Genomic DNA, 16,610 nt, shown 5'->3' with positions numbered 1-16,610 from the left:
CATGACCCGCTTCTTCATCGAGCGCCCGATCTTCGCCTGGGCGGTCTCCATCTTCATCATGCTGGTGGGGGCCATCTCCATCGCCTTCCTGCCGGTCTCGCAGTACCCGGACGTGGCCCCCGTCACGATCCAGGTCACGGCCAATTATCCCGGCGCTCCGCCCGAGCGGCTCTACGACGGCGTCACCCGCATCATCGAGGAGGAGCTGAACGGCATCCCGGGGCTGATGTACTTCGAGTCGACCAGCGACACGTCGGGCATGGCCCAGATCATGGCCTCCTTCGCCCCGGGCTCGGACCCGTCGAAGGCGACGGTCGCGGTGCAGAACCGGATCAAGCGCATCGAGGCGCGGCTGCCGCGCGCGGTCACCCAGCAGGGCGTCATTGTCGAGGAGGCCAGCACCAGCTTCCTCCAGTTCGTCATCGTCTCTTCCAAGGACGGTTCCTTGAGCGAGAGCGATCTCGGCGACCTCGCCGCCCGCCGTCTCCTCGGCGAACTGCGACGCGTGCCGGGCGTCGGGCGCGCCACCCTGTTCTCGTCCGAGAAGGCGCTGCGCATCTGGATCGACCCGGTGAAGCTCGTCGGCTTCGGCATGACGCCGGGCGACGTCACGGCGGCGGTCGGCGCCCAGAACGCGCAGGTCGCCTCGGGCATCGTCGGCGCCCAGCCGGCGAAGGAAGGCCAGCGCATCGCTGCCAACGTGCTGGTGAAGGGGCAGCTCACCACCGTCGCCGAGTTCGAGGAGATCGTGCTGCGCGCCAACCCGGACGGTTCGCTCGTGCGCCTGCGCGACGTGGCCGAGGTCGAGCTCGGCGGCCAGTCCTACACGATGCAGACCCGCCTCGATGGCCGTCCGGCGGCCGGCATCGGCATCCAGCTCGCCCCGGGCGGCAACGCGCTCGCCGCCGCCACCGGCGTCAAGGCGAAGCTCGCCCAGCTCTCCAGGACGCTGCCGGCCAACGTGAGCGTCACGGTGCCCTACGACACCACGCCCTTCGTCGAGGTGTCGATCAAGAAGGTGCTGATGACGCTCGCCGAGGCGATGGCGCTGGTCTTCGCCGTCATGTTCCTGTTCCTTCAGAACGTCCGCTACACCATCATCCCGACCATCGTGGTGCCGGTGGCGCTGCTCGGCACCTGCGGCGCCCTGCTGCTGGCCGGCTTCTCCATCAACGTGCTGACCATGTTCGGCATGGTGCTGGCCATCGGCATCCTCGTCGACGACGCCATCGTCGTGGTCGAGAACGTCGAGCGCATTATGACCGAGGAGGGCCTGCCGCCGCGCGAGGCCACCCGCAAGGCCATGGGCCAGATCACCGGGGCCATCGTCGGCATCACCGCGGTCCTGATCGCCGTCTTCGTGCCGCTGGCCTTCTTCCCCGGCTCGGTCGGGGTGATCTACCGCCAGTTCGCGGTCAGCATGGCGACCTCCATCGCCTTCTCGGCCTTCCTGGCGCTGTCGCTGACGCCCGCGCTCTGCGCCACGCTCCTCAAGCCGGTCGAGGCCGGCCACGGCCACGCCAAGGGCGGCTTCTTCGGCTGGTTCAACCGCCGCTTCCAGGCCGGCACGCTGGCCTACCGCTCGGGTGTCGCCGGGATGCTGCGCCGGCCGGTGCGCGCGCTCCTTGTCTACGCGGCGCTCGTCGCGGCGCTGGGCTGGGGCTACGTCCGCATGCCGACGAGCTTCCTGCCCATCGAGGACCAGGGCTACATCATCGTCGACGCGCAGACCCCGCCGGAATCCTCCACCGAGCGCACCCTCGACGTGGCCAAGCGCATGGAGGCACATTTCGGGACCGAGGCGGCGGTCGCCACGCGCGTCGTGCTCCTTGGTTACGGCTTCTCGGGTCAGGGCCAGAACGCGGCGCTCTCCTTCGTCACCCTGAAGGACTGGAAGCAGCGTGGGCCCGACGACGGCGCCGAGGCGCTCAGCGCCCGGGCCAACGCGGTGCTGGGGGGCCTGCCTGATGCCATCGCCATGTCGCTGTCGCCGCCGGCCATCGAGGCGCTCGGCAACTCCAGTGGCTTCGCCTTCCGCCTGCAGGACAAGGGTCAGCAGGGCTATGCCGCTCTCGCGGCCGCGCGCGACCAGCTCCTGAAGGCGGCGAGCCAGAGCCCGATCCTGCAGGGCGTCTACGTCGAGGGGCTGCCGACCGCCCCGCAGATCGAGCTGACCCTGGACCGGCAGAAGGCGAACGCGCTCGGCGTCACCTTCGCCGACGTCAACGACGCGCTCTCGACAAGCCTCGGCTCGGCCTACGTCAACGATTTCCCGAACCAGGCGCGCATGCAGCGGGTCATCGTGCAGGCCGAGGCGTCGCGGCGCATGCGGGCGGAGGACCTGCTCGATCTCAACGTCCGCAACGCGAAGGGGCAGATGGTGCCGCTCCAGTCCTTCGCCCGGGTCTCGTGGACGATGGGCCCGGCGCAGGTGGTCGGCTTCAACGGCTACCCGAGCATCAAGATCTCCGGCAGCGCGGCCCCCGGCTACGCCAGCGGCGACGCCATGGCAGAAATGGAGCGTCTTGCCGGACAGCTGCCTGCCGGCTTCGACTTCGCCTGGACGGGGCAATCGCTGCAGGAGAAGCTCTCGGGCAGCCAGGCGGTCTACCTGCTCGCCTTGGCGCTGTTCTGCGTCTTCCTCTGCCTCGCCGCGCTTTACGAGAGCTGGTCGATCCCGCTCGCCGTACTGCTGGTGGTGCCCACCGGCGTGGTCGGGGCCGTCTTCGCCATGCTGCTGCGCGACATGCCGAACGACGTCTACTTCAAGGTCGGCCTGATCACGGTCATCGGCCTGACGGCGAAGAACGCCATCCTCATCATCGAGGTCGCCAAGGACCTCGTGGCGCAGGGGCGTTCCGTGCACGAGGCGGCGCTGGAGGCGTGCGAGCTGCGCTTCCGGCCCATCGTGATGACCTCGCTCGCCTTCATCCTGGGCGTGGTGCCGCTCGCCATCGCCACGGGCGCCAGCATGAACAGCCAGCGGGCCATCGGCACCGGCGTGCTCGGCGGCATGATTACCGCGACGGTGCTCGCGGTGTTCGTAACCCCGCTCTTCTACGTCCTGATCGCTCGGGCCTTCCGATCACGGAAGGCGAAGGGGGCGACGGGTGGCCAAGCCGCCCCTGCCGGACAAGGCGTTCCCGCCGGTTGATCGAGCCATTCGGAGATCCGGGCCTCGGCTCGGAACAGGTCGCGCGACCGCGCCTTCCCGCGGTCGGCGATAGCGGTCGGCCCGCCTCCTTGCCCTCTCGGCAGGCCGACCGCGACCCATTCACGACCGGCCTTGACCAAGCGCCGGCGGGATCGCGGTGTGACCCTGGGTGCAACAGCCATACGTCCGTCAGGGGAATGCGCGTCGTAACTCGTCGGCGCCGTAGGGCTTCTTCATCACCGGGATGTCGCCCAGGTCGGGCGGCACCTTGAAGCTCTCGCCGTAGCCCGTCGCGAAAGCGAATGGGACGCCGAGCTCGGCGAGCCGGCGCGCCACCGGCACGCTCGTCTCGGAGCCCAGGTTGACGTCGAGCACCGCCCGGTCGGGCCGCGACGCCTCTATCAGGCGCAGCGCCTCCCGGACCGAAGCCGCCATGTCGACCGCGGTCGCGCCCAAGGCGGTGAGCACCTCCTCGGCCTCAAGCGCGATGATCATGTTGTCCTCGACCACCAGCACCGTGCCGTCGAGGCGGGTCGCGGGCGCCGGCTCGCGAGGGGTCGGCTGGGCCCGCTTCGGGGGCGCGGAGCGGACGTATGCGGGCGGCACTACGAAGCGGGCGCGCAGGCCGGTGAGCTCGTAGCGCACCTCGGCCTCGCCCTTGAGCTCGTAGGGGATGGAGCGCTCGATGATGGTGGTGCCGAAGCCGCGTCGGGTCGGCGCCCGCACCGCCGGGCCGCCGCTCTCCCGCCAATGGATGACGAGATGGTCGAGGGCGTCGCGTTCCCAGCGGACGTCGACCCGGCCGGCGCTGTCGCAAAGGGCCCCGTACTTGGCCGAGTTCGTCATCAACTCGTGGACGACGAGGGCCACGGTCGTGAACGCCTGCGGCTCCAGCAAGACATCGACGCCGTCGAGCACGACGCGGTCGGCCTTCCTCCCGAGGTAGGCCCCGGCCTCCAGGAGCACGAGCTCGCGCAGCGACCCCGGCCCCCAATTGGAGGAGGTGACTTGGTCGTGGGCGCGGGCCAGCGCCTGGATGCGCTCGCCGACGACCGCGGTGAAGTCCTCGGGCCGGTCCACGTTGGCGCGGCTCTGCGTGACCACGCCCCGAATGAGGTTGAGGATGTTGCGCACGCGGTGGTTCAGTTCGGCGATGAGCAACTCCTGCCGCTCCTGCGCCTCCTTGCGCTCGCGCTCGGCCGAATCGGACAGGCGCAGGATCACCTCCAGTAAGGTGACGCGCAGCGCCTCCGCGGTGCGGAGCTCGACCTCGGACCAGGGCAGCGAGCGCCCGCGCACGGTCTCGGTCCAGGCCTCGAAGCTCTTGCGCGGGGTGAGCCGCACCCCGTTCGGGCCGAGGCTCGCCGGCTTCTCCGGGTTGCCGGCCCAGGTCACGGTCCGCGCGACTTCGCGGCGGAAGAAGACCAGGAAGTCGCGCGGCGTGCGCGAGACCGGCACCGCCAGCACGCCGGCGGCGCGCTCCGTGAAATCGCGGCCGGGCTCGTGCGTCCGCCCGATCTCGTCGACCGCATAGACGCGGCTCGCCGCAGTGCGGTTGAGGAAGCGCACGAGCCCGGCAAACTCCTCGGCGGTCGGTGTCGCGCCGTGCACGAAGACTTGGCCGTTGACCCAGAGGCCGATCCCGTCGCTCGGCACGATGGCGGCGAGTTCCTCGACGAAGTCGGGCAGGCTCTCCAGGCCGGTGACGCCGGAAGCGAGCGCGCCCATCAGCCGGTTGTGGATCTCGCGCGAGCGCGCCTCCTGGGCGGCCTCCTCCTCGCGCTGCCGGCTCTCCAGTATCCAGGAGAACATCTGCCCGAACAGCTCGGCGGCGGTGCGCCGCTCCAGGGAGATGTGGCGCGGCTCCATGTGGTGGCAGGCGAACAGGCCCCAGAGCCGGCCGTTGCGCAGGATCGAGACCGACAAGGAGGCGGCCACGCCCATGTTGCGCAGGTACTCGATGTGGATGGGCGAGACGGCCCGCAGCGTCGAGAGCGACAGGTCGAGCGGCTCGCCCTCGGGGTCGCGCTGCGGCAGGACCGCGGCGGCCGGGGCGCCGACGTCGGCGATGATGCGCAGCCAGTTGCGCTCGTAGAGGGCGCGGGCCTGTTTCGGGATGTCGGAGGCCGGGTAGTGCAGGCCGAGGTAGCGGTCGAGGCCGGAGCGCGCGGCCTCCGCGATGACCTCGCCGTGGCCGTCCGGCGCGAAGCGGTAGACCATGACCCGGTCGAAGCCGGTGAGCGCGCGCATCTGGCGGGCGGCCTCGCGGCAGAGCGGGTCGTAGCCCGCGGTCTGCTGCAGGCGCCCGACCATGCTGCGCACGAGGTTGCCCGCGCTGAGGTGCTCGGGCGCGCTCGGCTCGGCCTCGATGACGATGGCCGAGCCGGACAGGTGCAGCGCCACGTCGAAGGGCGGCCGGTCGGGCAGGAGGCGCACGCCGAAGATGCGGTCGACCGCGTCCGGCCCGCGCAGGGTCTGCAGGTGGTCGAGAGCTTCTGCGGCGCATCAGCTTTCGGAAGGGCAACCAGCGTGGCGACCGTGAGCTGGCGAGGGTCGTGCGAGCCTGCCTTAATGGACCGGGGGCCACGCTCCTCGCAGCGGAAGTCGCCGGCCGGCTTAAGAGGGCCGTGGCCGCCTCCGAGACCTACTCGTTCGACAATGACGACGTCCTGAAGGCCCTGCTAGCTGTCCAGCCAAAAGCCGTTCTGGATGCTCTGTTTGAGGGAGATGACCAGCAGCAACGGGCAGGTATTGGCGTGTTCGATCACCGGTCAAACCCGGCGGACGAAATTTCGTGCGAGGACCTCATTGCGTGGTGCGACCAAGACCGCGAGAGACGCTATCCCCTTGCGGCCTCGTTCGTCACGTTCGCGCATCGCACCGAAGAGAGTGGGCCCAAGGTCTGGTCGGAGCAGGCAAAGGCTCTCCTCGCCTATGCGCCCGACCCCCGGAGCGTGCTGGTGGTGTTCGTCGAGCGGTTCCGGCCCACTAGATGGAGTGGCTCGCGCGCCGCGGTGATGGAGGCGAACGCTCGTCTACTCGACAGCTTAGAGACGGATGTCTCAGCGAGCCTCATGCCTATCGCGATCGACGCGAAGGCCCAACTCGCGCGAGAGGTTACGAGAGAGCGGGAATGGGAGACGGCGAGGGATAGAGAGCGAGACGAAAGGTTCGAATGATGCCAATCGGTCCGGCGCTCAGCCGATTGTTCGACGCTTAGTCTGTTTTCGGGCAAATACCTCGAGTTCGCTTCTGGCGCAGAGCCGAAATTGCTGGAGTGCTGACGAACGGCCGCTTTCTAGAAGCGCCGATGGCGGTTTGGGTGGCTGGATTGGGTCGCATACGGAACGTCCGCTTCCGGCCAGACCGCCAGCTTGCTCTCTCGGCGAATGGCGGGTCCACCGCCATTCCCCAAGCTGTGGAGCGCTCCAGAACGAGCGTTGACCAAGGTCCACGCCAATGGTCCATTCCCTAGGTCCGATGCCGCTTAAGACGGGTGATCGAGGGTCTAACTCCTTGATGTCGTACCCCTTCGGCTTTGGCTGAGAATCCTGGCGCCCAAGCCATACCACGATTTTTCTTACCCGCCGAGTTGTCCACCTGGACGAACAAAAGCGTGAGCAGCCTGCTTGGGCAACTGCTTGGGCAGGGTCCCCAAGAATCAAAAAAACTTAGCAATATCAATGCCTCGGGTCGGACACCCCTTCCGCCAATAGTCCTTGTTCAGCAAGGAAATCCTCGTCGCTCGATGGCCCACCTTGCCATCCGCCTCATCCGCAATCTCGCCGCCCGCGGTGATCTGAAATTCGCCGCGCCGCCGCCTGCAATTGCCGCAACATCGTCGAGCGGGCTGCCCGTCCGGCGCAGGTGCCGAAGCATGCCGTCCGCACTGCGATTTGGATCCAGACAAAGGTCGTGGGCATCGATGGCGGCGAGCCCCCGCGACCACTGCGATGTCCCGCAGGGTCCGGACCGGGGTAGGCTGGACTGCCATCGCGGTCTCGGTGGCGTTCGCGCCGGTCTGCGCCGTGAACCCGCTGCCTGGCTTAGCGGACGAGGGGCCGCCTCGATCAGGGTTTGCGGAGGCGATAGACCTGCCAGGTGAGCATCATGCTCGACGCCATCAGGGCAGCGTGAAGCAGGTGAAGGAGTAGCGGCCCATCGTGCATCGGCTCGATCCTGCGGACATGGCGGCGCCAGGGAACCATGTACGCAGCAAGGATCGGGCCAAGGGCGGGCAGCGCGGCCCGCATCCGCCCGCCATCGGTTGGTCTCACATCTGAGCTGGGTTCGGCCGATGGGCGCGCTCAGACGCGAGCCGGCCGCGGCAATGGACCGGGAACGGCGATCGCCCGGCCGGAGAGCAGGCGCGTCAGGGTCGCGAGCAGGTCGGTCTGGGTGATGATCCCCAGGACGTGCCTGTCTATATCAACGACCACGACCGCGTGGGTGCGGCCGTCCGTCAGGGCCGCGGCCAGGGCGACCACCGGATCGTCCGGTCCGGCGGTCCTGGCGTCGGACATGGCCCGCGCGACACCACTGTCGCCGTGCCGCGCCAGCTCGCGCAGGCCCAGCGTTCCGGCGAGGCGCCCGTCCGCCTCCAGCACGGGCAGCGTCCGGATGTCGTGCGCGATCAGAAGCTCCCGCGCCCGCTCGGCGCTGCCGTCCAGGCCGATGGTGACGACGTCGCGCGACATGACTGCGCCGCAGGTCAGGTCGCCCTCTTCGCGCACAAGCGCGTGGTGCTCGACCTGCCGGAGAAGGCGGTCGAGGTCGGTCCGGTCGATGTCCAGCGTCTCGTTCAGCGCGAGCAGAGCCGCGTCGACATCCTCTGCCCGGAAGCCGACCCGGAGCGGTGCGGGCAGGTCGGCCGTCCCGTGCGTGTTGGCCGGGATCGCGACCGGCACGTGCGGGTAGTTGCGGCGCGCGATCCGGTGGAAGGCGACGCCGAGCGCGACCAGGATGAGCGAGTTCACGCAGACCGGGAAGAGGGGGAACAGGAACCCCGCCGAGGTGACGGCCGGGCCGCCGATGAGCGCCGTGAGGGCGGCCGCGCCGCCGGGCGGGTGAAGCGAGCGGGTCAGCGACATCGCGGCGATCGCCAGCGAAACGCCGACCCCGATCGCCACGACCGGGTCCGGGATGAAGCGCGCGGCGAGCACGCCCATGAAGGCCGAGATCGTGTTGCCGCCGATGATCGGCCAGGGCTGGGCGAGGGGACTGGCGGGCACGGCGAACAGCAGGACCGCCGAGGCCCCCATCGGTGCGACGATGAGCGGGATGTCGGGCCCCTGGCCGAAGAACAGGCCGCAGATCAGGCCGGTCAGGGTGATGCCGGCGAGCGCCCCCAGGCAGGCGATCAGCCGCTCCCTCAGGGTCGCTCCCGCCAGGATCGGCCTGAAGAGCCGGAAGCCGGGCCCTCCGCCCGCCTTCGGTTGCGAGCCGACGGTGTTGGACATCGCGTGCGTCCCTCGTTCGCCCAGTCCGCCGCCGGAGCCGTCGACCCGCGGGGCGGACGGCCCTGCTAGGCGAAGGGCTTGGTATACCAGTGGATGTTGGCGGGTCGGCGCCGAAATTGCAACGCGGTTGAGCAATCTGCTCGAACATAAGGCAGTGCCGGCGAGGTTGGTCGAGGCCCTCACGTCCAGCGGGGCACGCCTCGGGCTCGAACGGCCCGTTTACCGGCACGCGCTACAGGTGCGGGGGAGGCGGGAGAGCGGCATGCCGGACAGCGAGCGGGAAGCGGTGCGCCAGAGGGCTCTGGCCGATATCGGGTTGCTCGACACGCCCCCGGAACGGCCGTTCGACGCGCTGGCCAAGCTCGCCCAACGCATGCTGGGGACGAGCATGTCCTCGATCACGCTGGTGGATCGCGAGCGCCAATGGTTCAAGGCGCGCTGCGGCCTACTCGCCCCTGAGACGCCCCGCGCCCAGGCCTTCTGTCCCGTGGTGTTCGAGACCGAGGCTCCGCTAATGGTTGCCGACGCGCGCCTTGACCCGCGCTTCGCGGCGAGCCCCCATGTCACCGGATCTCCCGGCATCCGGTACTATGCGGGGGTGCCGCTCCGCATCTCGCGCGATGACGGCGATGCCGTGACCATCGGTGCGCTCTGCGTGCTGGACGACAAGCCCCGCGCGACCTCCGCAGCCGCGTCGGCCGCCGATCTGGCGATCCTCTCGGAACTGGCCTGCGCCGCCGAGGCGCTCCTCGAGGCGCGGCGGGTCGCGCTCCGGGCCGCCGAGGCCGCCGAGGACCTTCGCCGCACGGTCGAGCACCTCGAGCGCGAGCGCCGGCAGTTCAAGCAGGCCGAGCGCATGGCCGACATGGGATCGTGGCGCTACGACCTTCAGGAGCGCCGGCCGACTTGGTCGGACGGCATCTTCGCCATCCACGAACTGCCGGTTAGCGCGGGCGTGCCGAAGGCGGGACTTCTGGACTTCCTCCCGCCGCCCGACCGGGCGCGCTTTCTCGATGCGGTGAGGCGCGCTCTGGATACGGGCGAGCCGTTCGACCTGGATATCGACTTCGTCACCGCGCGGGGCACCCGGCGGCGCGTGCGCTGCATGGGCGAGCTGGAACTCTCGAAAGGCATTCCGGCCGCGCTGGTCGGCCTGATGCAGGACATCACCGAGCGGCACCGCATGGAGCAGAGGCTGCTGCACCACGCCCGCACCGACGACCTCACGCAGCTGTCGAACCGAGCGGCGTTCAACCAGCTCCTCGACGACGGCCTTCGGGACGCCCGCGCGCGCGGCCGGGAGGTCGCGGTCCTGCTGATCGATCTCGACGGGTTCAAGGCCGTCAACGACGCCCTTGGGCACGCCGCGGGCGACGCGGTCCTGCGCCGCGTGGCGGACCGCCTACGGGCCCCGTACCTGGCCGCCTGCACCCCGGCGCGGCTCGGCGGCGACGAGTTCGCGGTGCTGGTTCCCGCGGCGGTAGGGCGGGCGGCCCTGGACCCGCTGGTCCAGAGGTTGCTGCGCGACCTGCACATCATCGTCGACGGGCCGGGCCGGATCGCGAGCGTCACCGGGACGATCGGTGTCGCCTGGTCCGGCGACGCCACCGGGGGGCGGGAGGAGATCCTGCGCCACGCCGATGCGGCGCTCTACGAGGCCAAGCGAGCCTGCAAGGGCACGGCCCGCACCTATATCGGAGCGCTCAGCCGGCGTCTCGCCGGCTAGCCGGCCGGCCCCTGCGGCCGTTCGCCGGCGCTGGCGGCGGGGCGTCGCCGGCTTGAGGGAGTGCGGACGCACGGCAGGACCCTGCGGGGCTGCCCGATGCCGCACTTTGGTCTCCCTATGAGTGCCGCGCCCCGGCTGCTAAGAGCCTTCGAAGAAGCCCCGGCCTGCCGGAGCGCCCGCTTGCTGCCCGGGAGGCGCGGGTGCCCGTAGCCCGAGGGACATCCAGGGACGGAAGACGATCGCTCGAGGAGGACGTCCGAGTTGAATCGAGCGAGTGAGGCTGCCCGGCGCATCGATCTGTCGGCCTGCGACCGCGAGCCGATCCACATCGTGGGCAGCGTTCAGCCGCACGGTTTCCTGCTCGCGCTCGACGCCCGAACCCTGATGGTCGTCCAGGCGAGCGCGAACGGACCGCCCGCAGCCTCGGTTGGCACTCCCCTTGAGAGCGCCTTCCCCGAACTCGCCGCGCTCGCGCGCCGCTATCTTGAGGCGGGCGGTGAGCCGGACGGCGCCCTCTACCTGCGCACCGTCACGCTGGGAGCGGGCTCAACGCGCCAGGCCTACGAGGTCGCGGCGCACCGGGTCGACGACCTCCTCGTGCTGGAGTTGGAGGAGACCGACGACGCCTCGGGGGATGCCGGGCTCGATGCGCTCACGCCGCGGCTGCGCGCCTTCGTGCAGCGGCTCCACACGGCCCGGACCGTCGAGGATCTCTGTGAACTCCTCGCCCGGGACATCCGCCACGTCACGGGCTTCGACCGCGCGCTCGTCTACCGGTTCGATCGGGATTGGCACGGCACGGTCGTCGCCGAGGACGGCAACGGCGCACTGCCCTCCTATCTCGACCTGCGCTTTCCCGCCTCCGACATCCCGGCCCAGGCGCGCGAGCTCTACCGGCGCAACCGCCTGCGCATCATCCCGGATGCCGGCTACGCGCCGGTGCCGATCCGCCCGGGCACCACGCCCGCGGGCCGGCCCCTCGACCTGAGCCAGTCGGTCCTGCGCTCGGTCTCGCCGGTCCATGTCGAGTACATGCGCAACATGGGCACGATGGCGTCCATGTCGGTCTCGATCCTGGTGGACGGTGCTCTCTGGGGTCTCGTCTCCTGCCACAACCGGGAGCCGCGGCGCGTGCCGCTCCAGGCGCGCAACGCCTGCGACTTCCTCACCCAGATCTTCGCCCTGCAGCTCTCCGCGAAGGTCCGGGGCGAGCAGGCCGAGCAGCGCCTCGCGCTGGGCGCCGTGCAGGCCCGCCTCCTCGGCTTCATGGCGGAGGAGGACAGCTTCGTCGACGGGCTGCTCAACCATCCGGACGACGTGCTCGGGCTCGTGAACGCCTCGGGCGCGGCCATCGTCACCGCCGACCGCTGCCGGCTCCTTGGCGCGACGCCCCCGGAGCGCGCGGTGCGCGCCCTCTACGCCTGGCTGTCGGCGCGCGCGGAGAGCGACGAGGTCTTCGTGACCGAGGCCCTGGCCGAGGCCTTCCCGCGGGCCGAGAACTTCGCCGACCGGGCGAGCGGCCTCCTGGCGATCTCGGTCTCGAAGCGCTACGCGAGCTACATCCTCTGGTTCAGGCCGGAGGTGGTCCGGACGGTGAAGTGGGGCGGCAACCCGGTGAAGGCGGCCCGGCCCGACCCCGAGGGGGGCCCCGACCGGCTGCATCCGCGAAAATCCTTCGAGATCTGGAAGGAGACGGTCAAGGGCCGCTCGATGCCCTGGTCGCTCCCGGAGATCGAGGCGGCCAAGGACCTGCGCGCGTCGGTCCTCGGCATCGTGCTGCGCAGGGCCGAGGAGCTCGCCGCCATGAGCGAGGAGCTGCAGCGCTCGAACAAGGAGCTGGAGGCCTTCTCCTACTCGGTTAGCCACGATCTGCGCGCGCCCTTCCGGCACATCGTCGGCTACGCGAACCTGCTCAAGAACCGCGAGGGACCGAACCTCTCGGACAAGGGACGGCACTACGTCGAGACCATCATCGAGGCGGCCTTCTCGGCCGGCACGCTCGTCGACAACCTGCTGAGCTTCTCACAGATGGGGCGCCACGCCCTGAACCGGGTGCCTGGCGACATGAACGCCCTCGTCGAGGAGGTCCGGCGCAAGGTCCTGCGCGATGTCCCTCCGGAGCGGGCGGTGCGCTGGGAGTTGGGCCCGCTCGGGCGCGCCTACGCGGACCCGGCGATGCTGCGCCTCGTCCTCGAGAACCTGCTCTCGAACGCGCTGAAGTACAGCCGCGGCCGGGCGGAGGCCGTGATCGAGGTCGGCCGGCTGCCGCCGCGCGAGGGCGAGGACGTGTTCTACGTCCGCGACAACGGTGTCGGCTTCGACATGGCGTATGTCGACAAGCTCTTCGGCGTGTTCCAGCGCCTGCACCGGGTCGAGGAGTTCGAGGGCACCGGCATCGGCCTCGCCAATGTCCGCCGCATCGTGGAGCGCCACGGCGGCCGGACCTGGGCCGAGAGCCGCCTCGGCGAGGGTGCGACCTTCTACTTCACCCTGCCGACCCGGGAGGAGGCGCACTGAGATGGCGGCCCTGAAGCCCATCCTCCTCGTCGAGGACAACCCGAACGACATCGAGCTTACGCTCGCCGCGCTCGAATCGAGCCAGCTCGCCAACGAGATCGTCATCTGCCGCGACGGCGCCGAGGCGCTCGACTTCATCTACCGGCGCGGCGCCCACGAGGGACGGCCGCAGCAGGACCCCGCCGTGGTGCTGCTCGACCTCAAGCTCCCGAAGGTCGATGGCCTGGAGGTGCTCGCCAAGGTGAAGGCCGATCCGGTCACCCGGGCCATTCCGGTTGTCATGCTGACCTCCTCCCGCGAGGAGACCGACGTCGTGCGCTCCTACAATCTCGGCGTGAACGCCTTCGTGGTGAAGCCCGTCGCCTTCGATGAGTTCTTCGCCGCCATCAAGGAGATCGGGGTCTTCTGGGCGCTCCTGAACGAGCCGCCGCCGCACCGGGGAGGCTGGCCATCGAACGCCTGACCGAGGCGGCGTCCGCGCCGCTGCGCATCCTCCATCTCGAGGACAGCGACCTCGACGCCGAGCTGATCGAGGCCGAGCTTGATCGGCTCGGGCCTGCCGTCCGGATCGTGCGGGTGATGAGCCGCGAGGCCTTCGCGGCCGAGGCCGTGCCGGACCGGCACGACCTGATCCTCGCCGACTACGTGCTGCCGACCTTCGACGGCCTCAGCGCGCTGGGGCTTGCCGGCGCACAATGCCCCGACACTCCTTTCGTGTTCTGCTCGGGCACGCTCGGCGAGGATGTCGCGGTCGAGGCGCTCAAGAACGGCGCCACCGACTACGTGACCAAGCAGCGGCTCGACCGCCTGCCGCGCATCGTCGTGCGGGCGCTTGCCGAGGCGCGCCTCAGGGCCGAGAAGCGCGCCGCCGAGGCTGCCCTGCAGGCCCTGAACCGCACGCTTGAGGCCCGCGTCGCCGAGCGCACCCGCGAGCTGGCCGAGGCCAACGCCGCGCTCGAGGCGCAGATCGCGGAGCGCGAGCGGATCGAGGAGGCCCTGCGCCTTGCCCAGCGCCTGGAGGCGGTGGGGCAGCTGACCAGCGGCGTCGCGCACGACTTCAACAACCTGCTCACCGTCATCGCCGGCAATATCGAGTTCCTGGAGCGGGCCGTGAGCGACGAGCGCTCGCGCCGGCGCCTCGACATGATGCGGGGCGCGGCCGCGCGCGGCGCCAACCTGACGGCGCAGCTCCTCGCCTTCTCCCGGCGCCAGCGGCTGGAGCCGACGCCGGTGAGCCTGAACCGCACGGTCGCCTCGATGCGCGACCTGCTCACCAGCTCCATCGGGGGCGCGGTGCGGATCGAGACCGCGCTGCACGACGGGCTCTGGCCGGCGCTCGTCGATGCCACCCAGGTCGAGCTGGTCATCCTGAACCTTGCCATCAACGCCCGGGACGCGATGGCGGTGGGTGGCCGCCTCACCATCGAGACCGCCAACATGACGGTGCGCGCGGGCCCGACGCGGCCCGAGCACCCGCAGCCGGGCGAGTACGTGATGGTCTCGGTCAGCGATACCGGGACCGGGATGACGCCCGAGGTTCTGGCGCGCGTCTTCGAGCCCTTCTTCACCACCAAGGCGGTCGGCAAGGGATCGGGACTCGGGCTCGCCCAGGTCTACGGCTTCGTGAAGCAGTCCGGCGGCGGCCTGCGCATCGACACGGTTCCGGGCGAGGGTACCTCGATCAAGGTGTACCTGCCCCGCGCCGAGGCGGAAGGGGCGGCCGCGCCGGTGGCGGACGCGGCAGTCGATTGCGCGCGCGCGCAACCGCCGGGAGCCCGGCCCGCGCTTCTCGTCGTGGACGACGATGCCGGAGTGCGCGAGGTGACGGTGACCCGTCTCGTGGAGGCGGGCTACGCCGTGCGCGAGGCGGCCTCCGGCCTGCAGGCCCTGGCGGCGCTGGAAGCGGACCCGTGCGTCGATCTCGTCGTCATCGACTTCGCCATGCCGGGCATGAACGGGGCCGAGGCCGCGATCGAGCTGCGCAAGCGCTGGCCGCAGATCCCGGTCCTGTTCGTCACGGGCTACGCCGACACCGCCGCCCTGGCCCAGGCCGGGGCAGTGGGGGTTGAGGGCATCGTGCAGAAGCCGTACCGGGACGGCGAGTTGGAGCGCAAGGTCGCCGCCTCCCTCGCGGGCCGGCCGGCGCCGCAGTTGCGGCTCGTCTCGGGCCGCGACCGGAGCACATAAGCGGGATGCCGGTTCTCCAGCGTGAGACGCCCGGCCCCCTCGAACCGGGTCTCCAGAGGCCGGAGGCCGTCGAGGATCAGCCGCGAGCCGGTTCGAGAGGTCGGGCCGGCTTAGGCCTTCCTTCATCAATCCGCGCTTTTCTGACCGGGAGTTGCGGAGCCGCCGCCCGGCCGGAGCCCGCCTTCGTCCAAGAGTGCCGCGAGCCATGCGCCGTATCCTGCCCCGCCTCGCCAAGGGTCCTGCACGCAAGGCTCTCGCACGGCGCCTTGGCCCGGTTGCCGGCCTCCTGCTCACCGCCTCCGCCGTCGGCGCCGCACCGGAGACGCCCGCCGTCGTCACGGTCTTCGTCGACAACGCCAAGGTGATGCGCCTGCCCGAGCGGACGCAGACGATCATCGTCGGCAACCCGATCATCGCCGACGTGACCCTGCAGAAGAACGGGGTGATCGTGCTGACCGGCAAGAGCTTCGGCTCGACCAACCTCATTGCCCTCGACGGCGCGGGCGCGATGATCGCCGAGACGACCATCCGGGTCGATGCCGCGCAGACCTCCGTGGTCACGGTCCAGCGCGGGGCGCTCGACCGCAACTCCTATTCCTGCACGCCGGTCTGCCAGCCCTCGGCGCAGCTCGGCGACGCCGCCGAGTATTACGGCTCGGTCAGCGGCCAGGCGGATGCCCGCCGCAAGATGGCGACGGGGGGCGGACCGGAGCGCTGAGGGGCCCGGATCCCCGGCTCAGATGGTCTGGTTGTCGGCGCCGACTTGCCGATTCTACTCGAGCACGCCGTCGGCCGTCGCCTAGTCCACGATCCGCTGGCCCGCCACCGACTCGCCCGAGGCCTGCAGAGCCCGAAATTGCTCCGTCACCCGATCCTTCGCGCCGTCATCCGGGAGACCCCCGGTAGCCCTGACTTCCGCTACTGCACGGGCTTCGCGGCGGACCCGCCAGAGGGCGGCTGCGCGGATCCGGAAGCGGGCGGCTGCACGGTGCTCTCGGCGGGCAGGAGCACATTCTTGGCGACGTTGCCCTCGGGGCCGTACTCGCCGGCCACCGCGAGGCAGGCCTGCTCGCGGTTCAGCGCCATCTGGTTCGACATCAGCGCGAACATGGTCTGGACCCGATTGCCGAAGGGGCCGCGCGGGGCAACGTCCTCCGCCCTGGCGTTCTGCTTGGCGAGCAGGGCCTCGAAGGCCTCCGTGCCGATGCGGTAGCCGCAGACGTTCGAGGCGGCGAAGATGTAGGCCGCGAATTCGAGCGCGCGCGGGGCGGGGGCGTTGCGGATCTGCGCCGCTGCCGGCGCGGCGGCGAGAAGGGCGGCGGCCAAGCTTGCCGTGAGGGCCGCGGCGCGGGCGGGGCGATAGGGGTGGTGCATTCCAGGGGTTCCTCGCTTCGCGGATTCTGCCGATCCGTTCGACGGTGCCCGGGATAGATCGGCATCGTGCGCAGGGCGAGATGTCGCGTGCGCGCACCAGGACTTTATCCGCCGTCGTCGTCACGCCCCGGCGAGCCGTCGTTCAGGGCTGGGCGCGGCTCTCGGCGAGCATTCGACCCGTCCCGGAGGGGAA

10 protein-coding genes are annotated in these 16,610 nt (G+C 70.4%); 7 read left to right on the top strand and 3 right to left on the bottom strand.

Going from position 1 to position 16,610, the window contains the following annotated elements:
• Window position 1 precedes the first annotated feature (1 nt).
• On the top strand, window positions 2-3,154 hold the full coding sequence (locus DK427_RS25755; RefSeq protein WP_109953866.1) for an efflux RND transporter permease subunit: 3,153 nt from the start codon (window positions 2-4) through the stop codon (window positions 3,152-3,154).
• 189 nt (window positions 3,155-3,343) lie between these two features.
• Here the strand turns inward: DK427_RS25755 and DK427_RS25750 are convergent, their stop codons facing one another.
• Complete coding sequence (locus DK427_RS25750) at window positions 3,344-5,590, bottom strand: HWE histidine kinase domain-containing protein (RefSeq protein ID WP_245930723.1); 2,247 nt, start codon at window positions 5,588-5,590, stop codon at window positions 3,344-3,346.
• Between the two features lie 191 nt (window positions 5,591-5,781).
• On the opposite strand from DK427_RS25750, the gene DK427_RS25745 reads away from it, so the two are divergent.
• A complete protein-coding gene (locus DK427_RS25745) occupies window positions 5,782-6,333 on the top strand; it encodes a hypothetical protein (RefSeq protein ID WP_109953865.1) in 552 nt (183 codons plus the stop codon).
• A gap of 1,128 nt (window positions 6,334-7,461) precedes the next feature.
• Here DK427_RS25745 and DK427_RS25735 read toward each other — a convergent pair.
• Window positions 7,462-8,613, bottom strand: a complete 1,152-nt coding sequence (locus tag DK427_RS25735; RefSeq protein WP_109953863.1) for an HPP family protein — start codon at window positions 8,611-8,613, stop codon at window positions 7,462-7,464.
• Between the two features lie 262 nt (window positions 8,614-8,875).
• On the opposite strand from DK427_RS25735, the gene DK427_RS25730 reads away from it, so the two are divergent.
• The 5 genes from DK427_RS25730 to DK427_RS25710 all read left to right on the top strand — a co-directional run bounded on the left by DK427_RS25730 (window position 8,876) and on the right by DK427_RS25710 (window position 15,761).
• Window positions 8,876-10,339 (top strand): sensor domain-containing diguanylate cyclase, encoded by a 1,464-nt coding sequence (locus DK427_RS25730; protein WP_109953862.1) that lies wholly within the window; start codon window positions 8,876-8,878, stop codon window positions 10,337-10,339.
• Between the two features lie 261 nt (window positions 10,340-10,600).
• Window positions 10,601-12,856, top strand: coding sequence for an ATP-binding protein (locus tag DK427_RS25725; protein WP_109953861.1), 2,256 nt, complete (start codon window positions 10,601-10,603; stop codon window positions 12,854-12,856).
• 1 nt (window position 12,857) lies between these two features.
• The gene (locus DK427_RS25720) at window positions 12,858-13,319 is read left to right on the top strand and encodes a response regulator (protein ID WP_109953860.1); all 462 of its coding nucleotides are present in this window, start codon (window positions 12,858-12,860) and stop codon (window positions 13,317-13,319) included.
• Window positions 13,301-15,043 (top strand): response regulator, encoded by a 1,743-nt coding sequence (locus DK427_RS25715; RefSeq protein WP_425452612.1) that lies wholly within the window; start codon window positions 13,301-13,303, stop codon window positions 15,041-15,043. The genes DK427_RS25720 and DK427_RS25715 overlap by 19 nt, the downstream gene beginning before the upstream one ends.
• Window positions 15,044-15,248: 205 nt before the next feature.
• Window positions 15,249-15,761 (top strand): pilus assembly protein N-terminal domain-containing protein, encoded by a 513-nt coding sequence (locus DK427_RS25710; RefSeq protein WP_109953858.1) that lies wholly within the window; start codon window positions 15,249-15,251, stop codon window positions 15,759-15,761.
• Window positions 15,762-15,961: 200 nt separating this feature from the next.
• Here the strand turns inward: DK427_RS25710 and DK427_RS25705 are convergent, their stop codons facing one another.
• Window positions 15,962-16,417, bottom strand: a complete 456-nt coding sequence (locus DK427_RS25705; protein ID WP_245930722.1) for a hypothetical protein — start codon at window positions 16,415-16,417, stop codon at window positions 15,962-15,964.
• Window positions 16,418-16,610 lie beyond the last annotated feature (193 nt).

This window comes from Methylobacterium radiodurans (assembly GCF_003173735.1).
Taxonomy (GTDB): domain Bacteria; phylum Pseudomonadota; class Alphaproteobacteria; order Rhizobiales; family Beijerinckiaceae; genus Methylobacterium; species Methylobacterium radiodurans.
This window is presented reverse-complemented; position numbering and strand designations above follow the sequence as displayed.

What these genes read in the sequence shown, in the direction of transcription:
- DK427_RS25755 (WP_109953866.1), top strand. Translation starts at nt 2, where the DNA reads ATGACCCGCTTCTTCATCGAGCGCCCGATCTTCGCCTGGGCGGTCTCC.
- DK427_RS25735 (WP_109953863.1), bottom strand. Translation starts at nt 8,613, where the DNA reads ATGTCCAACACCGTCGGCTCGCAACCGAAGGCGGGCGGAGGGCCCGGC.
- DK427_RS25730 (WP_109953862.1), top strand. Translation starts at nt 8,876, where the DNA reads ATGCCGGACAGCGAGCGGGAAGCGGTGCGCCAGAGGGCTCTGGCCGAT.
- DK427_RS25720 (WP_109953860.1), top strand. Translation starts at nt 12,858, where the DNA reads ATGGCGGCCCTGAAGCCCATCCTCCTCGTCGAGGACAACCCGAACGAC.
- DK427_RS25710 (WP_109953858.1), top strand. Translation starts at nt 15,249, where the DNA reads ATGCGCCGTATCCTGCCCCGCCTCGCCAAGGGTCCTGCACGCAAGGCT.
- DK427_RS25705 (WP_245930722.1), bottom strand. Translation starts at nt 16,417, where the DNA reads ATGCACCACCCCTATCGCCCCGCCCGCGCCGCGGCCCTCACGGCAAGC.